This is a genomic window from Spiroplasma endosymbiont of Villa modesta, assembly GCF_964030925.1.
Lineage (GTDB): Bacteria > Bacillota_I > Bacilli_A > Mycoplasmatales > VBWQ01 > Spiroplasma_E.
This window is the reverse complement of the sequence record NZ_OZ034992.1, coordinates 631,673-645,658: the sequence shown is the minus strand read 5'-3', so window position 1 is coordinate 645,658 and position 13,986 is coordinate 631,673. Positions and strand designations below refer to the sequence as shown.

15 protein-coding genes are annotated in these 13,986 nt (G+C 22.4%); 6 read left to right on the top strand and 9 right to left on the bottom strand.

From position 1 onward, the window contains the following. Positions 1-87: 87 nt before the first annotated feature. Together AAHM89_RS04120 and AAHM89_RS04115 are read right to left on the bottom strand one after the other, a co-directional pair. Positions 88-2,226 (bottom strand): ABC transporter permease subunit, encoded by a 2,139-nt coding sequence (locus tag AAHM89_RS04120; protein ID WP_342267027.1) that lies wholly within the window; start codon positions 2,224-2,226, stop codon positions 88-90. Between the two features lie 205 nt (positions 2,227-2,431). Further along, the gene (locus AAHM89_RS04115; RefSeq protein WP_342267026.1) at positions 2,432-2,560 is read right to left on the bottom strand and encodes a hypothetical protein; all 129 of its coding nucleotides are present in this window, start codon (positions 2,558-2,560) and stop codon (positions 2,432-2,434) included. 104 nt (positions 2,561-2,664) lie between these two features. Between AAHM89_RS04115 and AAHM89_RS04110 the strand changes: the two genes are divergently transcribed. After that, positions 2,665-3,642: an IS3 family transposase gene (locus AAHM89_RS04110; protein WP_342265776.1), complete on the top strand. Its 978-nt coding sequence runs from the start codon at positions 2,665-2,667 to the stop codon at positions 3,640-3,642. Between the two features lie 4 nt (positions 3,643-3,646). Here AAHM89_RS04110 and AAHM89_RS04105 read toward each other — a convergent pair whose 3' ends face one another. Both AAHM89_RS04105 and AAHM89_RS04100 read right to left on the bottom strand, forming a co-directional pair. Further along, positions 3,647-3,955: a transposase family protein gene (locus tag AAHM89_RS04105; RefSeq protein ID WP_342267025.1), complete on the bottom strand. Its 309-nt coding sequence runs from the start codon at positions 3,953-3,955 to the stop codon at positions 3,647-3,649. Positions 3,956-4,042: 87 nt separating this feature from the next. Beyond that, positions 4,043-4,270: a hypothetical protein gene (locus tag AAHM89_RS04100; protein WP_342267024.1), complete on the bottom strand. Its 228-nt coding sequence runs from the start codon at positions 4,268-4,270 to the stop codon at positions 4,043-4,045. A gap of 511 nt (positions 4,271-4,781) precedes the next feature. Here AAHM89_RS04100 and AAHM89_RS04095 point away from each other — a divergent pair. The 3 genes from AAHM89_RS04095 to AAHM89_RS04085 all read left to right on the top strand — a co-directional run bounded on the left by AAHM89_RS04095 (position 4,782) and on the right by AAHM89_RS04085 (position 6,777). Continuing rightward, positions 4,782-5,204 (top strand): transposase family protein, encoded by a 423-nt coding sequence (locus tag AAHM89_RS04095; protein ID WP_339045912.1) that lies wholly within the window; start codon positions 4,782-4,784, stop codon positions 5,202-5,204. A gap of 23 nt (positions 5,205-5,227) precedes the next feature. Further along, positions 5,228-5,635 carry a transposase family protein gene (locus AAHM89_RS04090; RefSeq protein ID WP_342267023.1) on the top strand — a complete coding sequence of 136 codons (408 nt, stop codon included), beginning with the start codon at positions 5,228-5,230 and terminating at the stop codon, positions 5,633-5,635. Positions 5,636-5,838: 203 nt separating this feature from the next. Continuing rightward, positions 5,839-6,777 (top strand): hypothetical protein, encoded by a 939-nt coding sequence (locus AAHM89_RS04085; protein WP_342267022.1) that lies wholly within the window; start codon positions 5,839-5,841, stop codon positions 6,775-6,777. 98 nt (positions 6,778-6,875) lie between these two features. On the opposite strand, the gene udk is transcribed toward AAHM89_RS04085, so the two are convergent. The 5 genes from udk to AAHM89_RS04060 all read right to left on the bottom strand — a co-directional run bounded on the left by udk (position 6,876) and on the right by AAHM89_RS04060 (position 11,431). Further along, positions 6,876-7,496 (bottom strand): uridine kinase, encoded by a 621-nt coding sequence (gene udk / locus AAHM89_RS04080; RefSeq protein ID WP_342267021.1) that lies wholly within the window; start codon positions 7,494-7,496, stop codon positions 6,876-6,878. Between the two features lie 16 nt (positions 7,497-7,512). Further along, positions 7,513-7,938: a Holliday junction resolvase RuvX gene (ruvX, locus tag AAHM89_RS04075; protein WP_174481257.1), complete on the bottom strand. Its 426-nt coding sequence runs from the start codon at positions 7,936-7,938 to the stop codon at positions 7,513-7,515. A 76-nt stretch (positions 7,939-8,014) separates the two neighbouring features. Beyond that, positions 8,015-8,197, bottom strand: a complete 183-nt coding sequence (locus AAHM89_RS04070) for a hypothetical protein (RefSeq protein ID WP_342267020.1) — start codon at positions 8,195-8,197, stop codon at positions 8,015-8,017. An 825-nt stretch (positions 8,198-9,022) separates the two neighbouring features. After that, a complete protein-coding gene (locus AAHM89_RS04065) occupies positions 9,023-10,000 on the bottom strand; it encodes an IS3 family transposase (RefSeq protein WP_342265776.1) in 978 nt (325 codons plus the stop codon). An 87-nt stretch (positions 10,001-10,087) separates the two neighbouring features. Next, positions 10,088-11,431 carry a hypothetical protein gene (locus AAHM89_RS04060; RefSeq protein WP_342267019.1) on the bottom strand — a complete coding sequence of 448 codons (1,344 nt, stop codon included), beginning with the start codon at positions 11,429-11,431 and terminating at the stop codon, positions 10,088-10,090. A gap of 776 nt (positions 11,432-12,207) precedes the next feature. Between AAHM89_RS04060 and plsX the strand changes: the two genes are divergently transcribed. Both plsX and rnc read left to right on the top strand, forming a co-directional pair. Then, positions 12,208-13,236 (top strand): phosphate acyltransferase PlsX, encoded by a 1,029-nt coding sequence (gene plsX / locus AAHM89_RS04055; RefSeq protein WP_342267018.1) that lies wholly within the window; start codon positions 12,208-12,210, stop codon positions 13,234-13,236. Positions 13,237-13,264: 28 nt separating this feature from the next. Further along, positions 13,265-13,984, top strand: coding sequence for a ribonuclease III (gene rnc / locus AAHM89_RS04050; RefSeq protein ID WP_174481262.1), 720 nt, complete (start codon positions 13,265-13,267; stop codon positions 13,982-13,984). The last annotated feature ends 2 nt before the right edge of the window (positions 13,985-13,986 follow it).

The window sequence follows — 13,986 nt, the reverse complement described above, 5'->3', positions numbered from 1 at the left end:
TTTAAACTATTTTTTCAAAAAATATTTATTTCTATATTCAATAACACTAAATAGTTTTAAAACAATTTTATTGACAATTAATTAAATTTAATTACGGAATATGTCCTGAGGAGAATCTTTACTAATTACCATATCATCATTTCAAACATTAGTCCCCATATATGGTCTAACAACAAGGTACTTACCATTATAAGAATCAGGATTATCAGCAATTGCAGATAATAAATCACCGTTATACATCATTGCTACATCCCACTTATTTTCATTACTAATTTCATCAACAATATCATCATTTAATAATTTTGTATTTTTATTTTTGATAACTGGTTCTAACCAGTCACTTGCATCTTTAATTTCAATTGGACTATGAGCATTAATATTATCACTAAATTCATTTCCTACTTGATTATATTGACCTGAACCGTTATTTTCTCCTCATTTATTTTTATAGTGTAAATCAGTAAACGCAGTCATAAATAAGTTATGCATATCATCATTTAAAACGATACGTTTACCTAATTTTGCAGCATCTGTTAAAACACTTCATTGAACATTTGAACCATCAGCTTTAATACCAAGATCACTAAGATTATTTGTATTAGTAGTATTAATTACTAATACAACATCACCTCAAAAATAAGGAATACTATAACTATTTAAACCAAATTCATTTAAAATTCCATCACTATTTTCAACTCGATAATTATTCATTAATTCATATAAATCATGATTAATATCTTCTTTGGGATTAAAATCAATTCTACTATCATACTCAATATCACCTACAGAATTTTTTGATGCAATTGGAAAAAGTCTATCTTCACTTGCTAATTTAGCCACCATATAATCACTAGGAACCATTACATCATAACTAGTAGTATACAATTTAGCATACAATGATTCATTATCATCAAAAGTTGAATATTTTATTTTAACTTGATATTTATTTTCGAATTCTTTTAAAATATTGGGATTCATATATTCGCCTCAATTAGCAATTGATAAATCATAAACATTAGTATAAATGTAGAAAGCACCCAAACTAATAAAACTTGATAATAAGATGATACTAATCATAATTAATTTTCACGGTCATAGTAAAAAACGATATTTCTCTCTTCTTGATTTTGAGCGTTCTTCTTTTAACTCTTTCTTTTTTTTAATCTTATTCTTTATATGTTCAATTCAAATTGATTCCATCTCAAGTTTTGCTTCAAGTTCAGAAATTTGATTAATAAGTTTCGGGTGATTTTTAATATAATCCTGAATTTTAATAATATCTTGCTCAGTTACAATTTCAAAATTACCATCACTATATAATGATTTACGTTTTCTACCTTTACTCTTAACCTTTTTATAGTTAAAACCATTTAATTGTAAATAATATTTAGTTAACAACTTCTCAGTTTTAATAATTTTTTTATCATTATAAATACCTTTATCAATTTTTTCATTACGTTGTTTAATTTGTTTTTTGCAAAGAACATAAGTATTTCAAGAAATAATAAGTACTGCAATTAATAAAATAATTATTGTTGAAAAAGCATTAATATAAGGCTTAATTCGTTTTAAAGAATAAATAAAAGTTGAAACGTTAGAAGTATTACCGCCAGTAAAATAAGAAATTAAAAAATCATCAAAACTCATAGCAAACGCAATAGCTGCTCCAGCAATAATTGCTGGTTTAATTGTTGGTAATACAATTTTGCGTAACGTATATCAAGGTGTCGCACCTAAATCTTGACTTGCTTCTAATTGTGACATATTTATTGATCTAATTTTTGGTAAAACAGTAATAATAACATAAGGAATATTAAAAGAAATATGAGCGAAAATTAATGTTCCAAGACCAAAACTAAAACCAAATGCCATAAATAATAACATTAAAGAAACAGCAGTAACAATATCAGCATTAACTAAAGGAATATTAGTAATCCCTAAAGTAATATTACGTGTTATTTTTTTTGTTTTACTTAAACCCAAAGCAGCAAACGTACCAATAATAACAGCAACAAAAGTAGAAATAAAAGCAACAATTAATGTTACACTAACCGATTCTCAAAGTTCACTTTGTTGAAATAAATCGTAATAAGGTTGCAATGATCAAGAATTTCAACTACGAACTGAATCGCCACCATTAAAAGAGAATATCATTAAAACTAAAATTGGAGTATAAAATAATAAAAAGATAATAGCTAAATAACTATTTTTTAAAAAAGATCTCATTAATTAATACCTCCTATTTTTTTACCAGTAGCTCAACTACCAATCGCTTTTAAAGTAAAAATAATAATCAAGTATATAGGGGCGTTGCCCCTTGGGTGCTACGCACCCACACCCCACTCACTTTAAAAAAGTGAGACAAAGGGCGTAAACGCCCACGCCAACCAAACCAAAGGTTCTTGGTTGGCACCGGCAATACATACACGTTTTACTTCTTAGCAAACTTTTTATTCTTATCATAACTACGTTTACCACGAACTTTAATAACATCTCTTTTATCATCTTGTAATATATTATCCAACTTATCTAATCCTACTGGCCACTTGCCACTTGCCACTTAGCCCTTTTTACTAGACCATTAATTTAAAAAACCTGAATGTATTCTAAAAACAATTGTGTTATATAATTAACACTAATTTTAACCTGAAAGGATTTTTATTAATGGATAAAATTAAACAAATAGCATTAGTAATTAACAAATTAAATATCAAAGAAAAAATTAAAATTATTGATGATTGTAAAAATCAATATTCAATTAGAAACCTATGTCAATATCTTCAATTAAACAGATCAACATATTACTTTTTAAAAAATAAACAAAAACCTATTAAAAAAGAAGAAAATCATATTATTAAATGCAATCATAAATATCAAAAAATATGCCAACTTTTAATCGAATTTCATTCTACAAGAAAAGGCAGAATTTATGGATATTTAAGAATTTTTTCAGCTTTTAAAGAGTGATTAAAACAAGAAAAAAATATCATTTTAAATATAGAATTATCAATAAAACAAATGCGAAAAATTATGAAAGAACACAATATTCAAGGATTAAAACAAACTAAAAATAACTATCCTAAAAACAAAAAAAATCCAAATAAGTGAATACCTACAATGGATAAAGTAAACAAAGATTATAAAAGTACAACCTCTTCAAATCAAATTTGATCAATGGACACTAAACAAATAAATACTAAAGAAGGATGATTATATCTTTTTGTAATTATTGATTTTTATTCAAATAATGTTGTTAGTTATAATATTGCTCCTAATAAATCATATCAGGATTTAATTCTTCCTGCTCTTGAAAAAATCAACAAACAATTTTCTTGAAATCAAGTAAAAAATGTTATTTTACATTCAGATAACGCCAACGAATTTTATTGTCAGGATATCACAAAATGAGCAGAGGATAAACAAATAATTTTAAGCAAAAAACAACCTTATGATATTGGTGGTAATGTATTATCTGAAAACTGATTTTCTCATTTATCTCAAGAATGACTACCTAAAGGATCAAATCAATATTTATCCATCAATGAAGCTATAAATGATGTAAATCAATATGTTATGTTTTATAATTATGAAAGAATACATTCTAAATTTCTAAAACCACCAATTTTACAAATTAAAATTTAGAATTTTATATCAAAAATGGTCCAGTAATTAAGGGCCAACCACCATTTTCTACTCAAGTAATATTTCGAAAACAACTTGATGGACTCATTTTAGATTTAATACTCATTTGAAAAAAAGTATAATATTCTTTTCAGTATAATAAAGTCATCATTAATCTTTCTTCTACTGAAAGTTTATTTTTTCGACCTTTATTTTTTTCTAATTTTTCTATTTCAATTAATTTTTCTAACATTTCATTAAAATGAAAACGTTTTATACCAAAATATCTGTAAAATTCTTCATTTTTTAATTTTTTTAAATTTTCAAAAATCATTTTTATCAACACTTTTCTAAATTTATTGTTAATAACAAAATTATAAAATAAATTTTAAAATTATTAATTGACTTTTAAAAAATTTAATTACGGAATATGTCTTTCATTTAAACGAATAATTTCATTAAGAACTGTTTCTTCGGTATTAAATTTGTTACCATCAACTTCTAACTTAGTAATGATAGAACTTAATTCTTTTTTTGCTTCTGATTTTGTGCTTTTTGTAGCGACAACAGCTATTGTTGTTGTTGCTGCAACGACAACTAATACACCAGTTGCAATTAATATTTTTTTATAATTTAGTTTTCTTTTCATATTTCACCACTCCAACGTGTTGTTTTATCATTTTTGCTACCTTAATGTCAAATCACAACAATTGATTGAAGAAATATTGATGACTATTATTGATTATTTATATTTGTATTTTTATTAAAATTTGACTTATAGAAAATAAATATAATTATTTTATAAAATTTATAGAATTTTTTGACTGATACTTTAATTTTTAAAGTAAACAAGGTTTAACTTAAATAATGTGAAATATAAAAATATAATGGATAATAAAAAATGAAAAAACTACTAATTATTTTTCTTTTATAGTAAGTTCTAGTAAGCATGTGATATTGTTTATCGATTTTAGTTACTAGAATTATCGATATGTACTTAAAAGAAGAAATAATAAAAATAACTATTTTAAAAAAAGAAATGAAGGGGATAATATAATAGACATATTCCGTAATTAAATTTTTTAAAAGTCAATTAATAATTTTAAAATTTATTTTATAATTTTGTTATTAACAATAAATTTAGAAAAGTGTTGATAAAAATGATTTTTGAAAATTTAAAAAAATTAAAAAATGAAGAATTTTACAGATATTTTGGTATAAAACGTTTTCATTTTAATGAAATGTTAGAAAAATTAATTGAAATAGAAAAATTAGAAAAAAATAAAGGTCGAAAAAATAAACTTTCAGTAGAAGAAAGATTAATGATGACTTTATTATACTGAAAAGAATATTATACTTTTTTTCAAATGAGTATTAAATCTAAAATGAGCCCATCAAGTTGTTTTCGAAATATTACTTGAGTAGAAAATAAACTTAGTAACCACAAAGATTACCAATTTTTAAAAGAAAGATATAAATTAAAAATTGATAAAAAACAAGAAAATTCAAATGAATTTCAATTTTATTTAATTGATTCAACTGAGATTGAAATTGAAAGACCAACTAAAAAAAACTACAGTTAGAATATTTTTCTGGTAAAAGTTGAATGTATTCTATAAAATTTCAAATTGTATATGATTTTTTTAATAAAAAAATTGTTGATATTTTTGCTGATAATGGTAAAGTGCATGATTTTCAAATATTAAAAAATTCAAATCTTGAATTTTCAGAAAAAACAATAATTATTGGTGATTTAGGATATCAAGGTATACAAAATATTTATAAAAATATAATAATACCAATTAAAAGAACTAAAAATAAAAAATTAACTAAACAAGAAAGAAAATACAATAAGATTGTATCTAAAATTAGAATTAAAGTTGAACATGTCTTTGCTTGATTGAAAAGATTCAAAATTTTAGTAAATAAATGTAGAAAATCTAAATTTAGACTTATGTACTTAAGATTTAACTTACTTTGTGAAATTTTTAATAAAATAAAACCATTAAAATAAAAAAAATATTAAAAATATTTTTTTAAAATTTAAATTTTTATCGAGTTAATATAAAAATATTATTAACAATTTTTTGTTTAAAATGTAAACTCATTTTTTAAACTATTTTTTCAAAAAATATTTATTTCTATATTCAATAACACTAAATAGTTTTAAAACAATTTTATTGACAATTAATTAAATTTAATTACGGAATATGTCCAATGAAAAAAATATATGATAATTATCAAGATACTAACTTTAATTATAAAAATATAATATCAACAAAAAATGTAAAACAAACACAGGATGACAATGGTAATTTGTATTATACAACTTTTGATAGTTCTGATCTTCATATACTTGGACAAAAAATTTGAAAATATAATATAAGTACCAGAGATAATGAAATTTATTGAGAAAATAAAGAATTCAAAGTAGGTTCTTTTCACATGATAATTGATATTAAAGGTAATATTTATTTAACTTCTGCTGGTGGAGTAATAATTCTTAATAATAAAAATAAATTTAAAACTATGCCATTAGTTTCGGGTATGGTAACTGATATTACTTATTTAAAAAATAATATTTATGTAACAACTTTTGATGGTTTTTATAAATATAATATTAATACTGAAATTGCTGAAAAAATAAATTTACCAAACAATCTAATGGTTAATTCTATATTTATTGATAAAAACGAAAACATTTATCTTGCTATTTATAAATCTATAAATAAACCTATAAGTTATAGTGTGTTAATTATAAAAAAAGGTCAATCTGAAGCCAAACCAATAATTGGAGATGATTTTTTTAACATTAACGATACAATGTTAATAACAGAAATAAATAGTAAAATATATTTTTATAGTTTAAATTTAGCAAGTAAAAAAGCAAAATTATATTATAGTGATTTAGATAGTAATAAAGTAAATTATGTATTAGATTTATCAATTAATGTTCAAACATTATTTAATTTAAATAATGAACTTGGTTTAGTAACACATGAAAATGGAAATACAGTAATTGAAGTTTTAAATATTGATAGTATAGAAAAAAAATATGAAATAAAAAATAGTGTTTATGAGCAAATAATGCAAATACAGAAATTTAATATTTTATCTCTTTTAAATGAAAATAAAATTGATTATTTAAGTTGATAATCTTCTTGTTAACTTAAAAAACAATAAAAAACAATTTAAAAATGCATCTTTAAGATGCATTTTATTGTTATTTTAAAAATTAAAACTTAAAGCAATTATTAAATAATTGCTTTAATTTTAGTAGCAATAATATCAATAGCTACAGTATTATGAAAATCAAAAGGAATAATAATGTCAGCATAACGTTTAGTTGGTTCAACAAAAGCATCATGCATAGGTTTAACAGTTAATGCATATTGTTGTAAAACACTGTCAAGAGTACGATTTCTAAAACTAACATCTCGTTTAATTCTTCTTAGTAGTCTAGTATCACTATCAGTATCAACAAAAATTTTAATAGTAGATAATTCACGAATAATAGGATTTTCTAAAGCAAAAATACCATCCAGAATGATAACATCACCCGGACCAATAATCTCAGTGTTTTTACTGCGACTATTGATTTTAAAATCATAAATAGGCTCTTCAATAGCATTGCCAAGTAATAATTGTTCTAAATCATGAATTAATAATTTCATATCAATAGCATTAGGATGATCAAAATTAGTTTTTTTTCTTTCTTCAACTTTTAAGTTACTAAGGTCATGATAATAATTATCCATTTGTACAAAAATGACATTTTTTTTATTACAAGCTTCAGCAATTTTTTCTGCTACTGTTGTTTTTCCTGAAGCACTGCCGCCAGCGATAGCGATTAAATTAATTTTTTTATATTTCACATTTATCTCCTAAAATTTAAGATTGAGTTATTTTATCAAAGTATGATTGTAAAATAATAGCAGCAGCCAATTGATCTTTAACTTGTTTTCTTTTATTTGAAGAAACATTAGATTTAATTAATATTTGCTGCGAAGAATAGGTAGTTCTTCTTTCATCTTGTAAAACAATATTTAGTTTATCATTATTTTGTGTTAATTTAAATTTATCAATAAAATTTAAAACAATTTTTGCGCTGGGGCCGACTGTGCTATCCATGTTTAAAGGGTAACCAAAAACAAGAATGTCAGCATCATATTCTTTAATAGCATTTTGGAGTTGGATAATAGCATTATTAAAATCATGCTCTGGGAAACGAATAGTTTTTCAAGAAAAAGCAATTTTTCCTTCACCACGAGCAAGCCCTAATGTTTTACTACCTAAATCAATGCCTAAATATTTCATAAATTTATTATACTTAATATTTTTTTTAATTTTAATAATATATTAATTTTATAAAAAAATATTTTTTATATTGTAACTATAATAAAAATGTATTATGTCTATAAATTTTTATCTTTTTTATATTGTTTTTTTCTTCTGCAATTCTTTTTCTTTCTTTTTCAGCTTCTTCAATTCTTTTTTTTAACCTTTCTTCTTCAAATTGTTTTTTATTTTCTGCATCTTGTTTTCTTAACTTTTCAATTTCCTTATCTTTATCCATAATAAAAAGTTCCTCTTTTCTAATGTTAAACTTTGGATTATTTTTTTCTTTTTTTTAAAAATATCCATAAATTAGTATAAATATTTTTTAAAAAAAAATATATTTTTAAGTTATATTATAAATTAAGCAAATAAAATCATTTTTTTGTTTAATAATGGAAATTGATCTGAATCATAATCAGTGCTATTTATTAACTTTGGATCAATTTTTTTTGTATTTGAATATATTACTTTATAAGTCTTATTTATTTCATTTATGCTGTCTTGTATTTTTATTACTTCTGATTTATTAAAAATTGGAATATTACTATTGTTTTCTAGTTCTATTAATTTTTCTTCTAGTAAACTTATGTTTGGTTTATGAAAATATCTAATTTTTTTTTATTAAAGTTTCAAAATTAAAAATTTTATAAAAATTTGAAATAGAAAGAGAAATCATTTGAGAACCTGTTGCTAAGAAAAAAAATAATCATGTTTCTCATTTTTTCAATTTTAATTCAAGTAGGTCATGAGATTTTGTAACTTCATATTTAGTAAGTAGTGTTGTTGTTGTTTTAGTAATATTAGTAAAAACAGCATTGAAAAAAAAATAAAAAAATTGCCATTGAAAATTTTCCATAATTTGATTGTTTTGTAATTCAGTTTGAAATTTTTTGAGGACAAATATTAGTTTTAATTTTTAATGTTTCTAATCCTCATTTAAATATGGAATTAACTGGTCGTATAGAAAAATAAGTGATTGAATTTGCTAATATAATATTTGGTTTAGTAAAATATTTAATTGGTGGTTGGCCCTTAATTACTGGACCATTTTTGATATAAAATTCTAAATTTTAATTTGTAAAATTGGTGGTTTTAGAAATTTAGAATGTATTCTTTCATAATTATAAAACATAACATATTGATTTACATCATTTATAGCTTCATTGATGGATAAATATTGATTTGATCCTTTAGGTAGTCATTCTTGAGATAAATGAGAAAATCAGTTTTCAGATAATACATTACCACCAATATCATAAGGTTGTTTTTTGCTTAAAATTATTTGTTTATCCTCTGCTCATTTTGTGATATCCTGACAATAAAATTCGTTGGCGTTATCTGAATGTAAAATAACATTTTTTACTTGATTTCAAGAAAATTGTTTGTTGATTTTTTCAAGAGCAGGAAGAATTAAATCCTGATATGATTTATTAGGAGCAATATTATAACTAACAACATTATTTGAATAAAAATCAATAATTACAAAAAGATATAATCATCCTTCTTTAGTATTTATTTGTTTAGTGTCCATTGATCAAATTTGATTTGAAGAGGTTGTACTTTTATAATCTTTGTTTACTTTATCCATTGTAGGTATTCACTTATTTGGATTTTTTTTGTTTTTAGGATAGTTATTTTTAGTTTGTTTTAATCCTTGAATATTGTGTTCTTTCATAATTTTTCGCATTTGTTTTATTGATAATTCTATATTTAAAATGATATTTTTTTCTTGTTTTAATCACTCTTTAAAAGCTGAAAAAATTCTTAAATATCCATAAATTCTGCCTTTTCTTGTAGAATGAAATTCGATTAAAAGTTGGCATATTTTTTGATATTTATGATTGCATTTAATAATATGATTTTCTTCTTTTTTAATAGGTTTTTGTTTATTTTTTAAAAAGTAATATGTTGATCTGTTTAATTGAAGATATTGACATAGGTTTCTAATTGAATATTGATTTTTACAATCATCAATAATTTTAATTTTTTCTTTGATATTTAATTTGTTAATTACTAATGCTATTTGTTTAATTTTATCCATTAATAAAAATCCTTTCAGGTTAAAATTAGTGTTAATTATATAACACAATTGTTTTTAGAATACATTCAGGTTTTTTAAATTAATGGTCTAGTAAAAAGGGCTAAGTGGCATTCAATCACTTATTTTAAAGTTTTCTTGTATAGCATTTGCTATTGCACCTGTCATTATAGAATGTGCCATTAGTCATGTTACTGATTCTAAAAATAAATCAAATAATGAATAATTTATTCTTTCTTTTCATTCTAAAGTATCTAAATTTGATTTTTTTAATTTATTTAAATTATCAATCACTTTGTTTGCCGAAGATGTTAGTTCTTTTATTATAGTATTATCAATAGGCTTCTTTAAACAATTAAAGTCACTAATTTTTTCAACTTCTTTTTTAAAATTTGGATGATATTCAAAATCTGTAGGTTTTGGAAGATTATTAAGTTTTTTTATTAAATTATTAATATGTTTTATTCGTGTCATATTATTTTGTAATTTTACTTCATTTTCTTCATATAAAAGGGTTAAAAATTCATGCTTATATTTTTTAAATGGTTCAATAGGAATTTTTTTAATTTTAAAATCATTTATTGGATTACTTTTTTGAGTTTGGATTATATTTAAAATTGTATTTCTTGATCAATCAGCAATTGCTGAGGTAAAAAATGTCGTTAAAATAGTATCAATGAATGTTGTGAAATAGTTTTTTTTATTTTGAAATATTCCATAAAGATAATCTTCTGATGTATATTCTTGCTCATCAAAAATATATGTAGAAATTATTCTTTGTGCATTTTTTCCAGTAAATGCAATATAAACTAGTAGTAATCCTAACAATAAATTAGGTAATGTTTTTTTAATTTTGGCACTTATTGAAATATTGCTAGATGAAGTAGGATTATCAATAAGTTTTTGCATATATGTTAAATACTGATATAACTTTAATAAATTATCATAATTAATATTAATATTTAATTCTTGATTAAATGAGGTAATATTTTTTATAAACATATCTATATTATTAATAGAATTTATAGTAACGTTTTCTAAATAATAATAATATTTTAGATTTGATTTTTCGCCTCCTTTAACTTTGATAGGAGAGGAATCTAAAAGTTTAATATTCTTTAGGTCATTTGATAATTTGTCAATGTTTTCATATTTTTTAACGTGTTTATATAATTTATTATTTTTAATTAAAAATATTTCAAAAATAATTTGACTATTTGGAAAGGCAGTTCTTTTAGTTCAATATTTAAAATCATTTTTGTTTTTGTCATAAATTGTCATATAGGATTCATAAATAAGTGAATCAAGTTCATTAGATTTATTTCTAATTTCAGTTTTATATTCTCATTCTCCTTTATTATTTTTTCATTTCTTTGTTTTTCCACCAAAGCGATTGTTATTTTTTGTTAATTTTATTTTTTTTAAATTTCTCATTTTTAATCCTTTTTAATTATAAAAGTTTTATTTAATATATATTAATTTGTTATTAATAACAGTAGTTATATATTTTAAAAAGGATCATATTACAAGATCCTCAAAAGCAGTAGTATTAATTTTTTTGAATTAGTTTTACTATAACAATTTATAAGTATTTTAAAATCATATCCAAAAAATTACTGTTTATAAGTAAAGTTTTTAGTTGTGTTATTAATTTTTTTCCAATACCTTCTTAGATATATAATAAGAAGTAACTAAATTCTAAAGTTTTTAAAATAAAATACAATAAAAATTATTTTTAATTAACTTTATTTTTATTTTTATGAATAATAATCAAATTAATAGTGTTTATTTTATAAATAAAAATAAACACTATTAAATGTTTTAATCTTTTTTTTAATTCTTTGATTATTTTTGATTTTAGTAAAATTATGATAAGATATTTTTATATTTATATTAGTTTTTTGCTTTTAAAGTTTTTTTTATTAATAAAATAAATAAAAGGGTTTTGGTCTTTAAAAAAAACTGGTGTAAATAAAAACAATTATTTAGAAAATCAATATCAAAATAATTAGAGATAAATTGTTTTTTAACTTTTTACTAGCAAATAATGAAATATTCATATTTAAAAATAAATAAATAAATAAATGCAGTATTAATTGGATTGTTAATCTTAAGGAATTAAAAAAATTAACGTATAATTAAACTATCAATAATTATAATATAATATTATTTAAGGTTTCTTAAATTATTTTTTGTTTTTAGGAGGAACTATGAAAATTGCTTTTGATGTAATGGGTTCAGACCATGGTAGTTTGCCCGCTATTGCTGCAGCGTTAGAAGTTATTAAAGAATTCAAAAACGTTGAAGTTTGTTTAGTTGGTGATGAAAAACAAATTAATGGAAACTTGCAGATTTTATTAAAAAATAAGCCATTATCATCAAGAATAACAATACTAGCAACAACCCAAGTAATAACTATGAATGATGGTCCACTCGCTGGTATTAGAATGACTGATTCTTCTATGAATCAAGCTATTCAGTTAGTTAAAAATAAAAAAGCAGATGGGATTCTAACTTCGGGTTCAACTGCTGCCTATCTTGGTGCTTGTCATTTTTTATTAGGCGAAATCAAAGGCATTAAACGTCCGGCATTCATGCCAATTATGCCTACTTTAATAAAAGATCGACAAGTAGTATTATTGGATGTTGGAGCAAATATTGAAAACACTGTTGATGAATTAATTAATTTTGCATTAATGGGTCATATTTATTGTCAAACTATTCAAAATATTTCACGTCCTAAAATTGGTTTACTAAATATTGGTATTGAAGAAAGCAAAGGTCCAGAAGTAACTAAAGCAACATATGCTAAACTAAAACAATTAACACAAAAAAATGAAAAGTTAAGTTTTTTAAATTTTCACGGTAATATTGAACCACGAAATGTTTTAAGTGGTGATGTTGATATTATTATTTGTGATGGTTATTCAGGTAATATTGTTTTAAAATCAGTTGAAGGCATGGCATCATTATTATTTACATTAATTAAAAATGGTTATAAAAAAAATTTATGAACTAAATTTTTAGGTTTAATGTCAATTGGTATTTTTAAAAATATTAAAAAGACTTTTGATTATAAGAATACAGGTGGTGCTCAATTAATAGGTATTAATGGCATTGCTTTTAAAGCACATGGATCTAGTGATAAAAAATCTTATTATAGTACTTTAAAACTTTTAATTCGTGCTATTGAGCAAGATGTTACTAATAAAATAGCTAAACAAATTCAAGAATTATAATTTATAAATAAGTATTAAGGAGAAAAATATGATTAATATTGAACATATTTTAAAATCGAGTATTTTAGAAAAAATTAAATCTAATCGTAATTATCGTGAAGCGTTTACTCATCGTTCTTTTTCAAACGAACATAATTTAGATTATTCATATGAGCGATTAGAATTTTTGGGTGATTCGATTTTAGGGGAAAATATTTCAACTTACATTTGACACTTATTTCCAAATAAAGATGAGGGACAATTAACAAGTTTACGTAGTAAAGCAGTTAGACAAGAAACATTGGCAGCAGTGGCAATTGCTTTAGGATTACAAGATTATTTATTTTTGGGAAATGGTGAAAAAAATACAGGTGGGCAACAACGAGAAAGCATTTTATCAGATGTTTTTGAATCATTTCTTGCTGCAGTATATCTTGATTTAGGAAATAGTGCAGTGAAAAAAATCTTAGACTTAACCTTATTTGAATTGATTAAAACTAATCAGTTAGAAACAATTATTGATTATAAAACTAAATTACAAGAATTAGTACAGGCAGAAAAAAGAGATCCTATTAATTATAAAACTATGGAACAAATTAAAAAAGATAATATTACTTATTTTATTGTTCATGTGTATTTAGATAATAAAATACTAATGGGGAAAGGAGTAGGAACAAATAAAAAGAAAGCTGAGCAAGAAGCAGCAAAGTCAGCTTTAGCAAAACTGTCAAAATCTAATTTATTAATAAGTGATCATAAGAAGGGATAAAC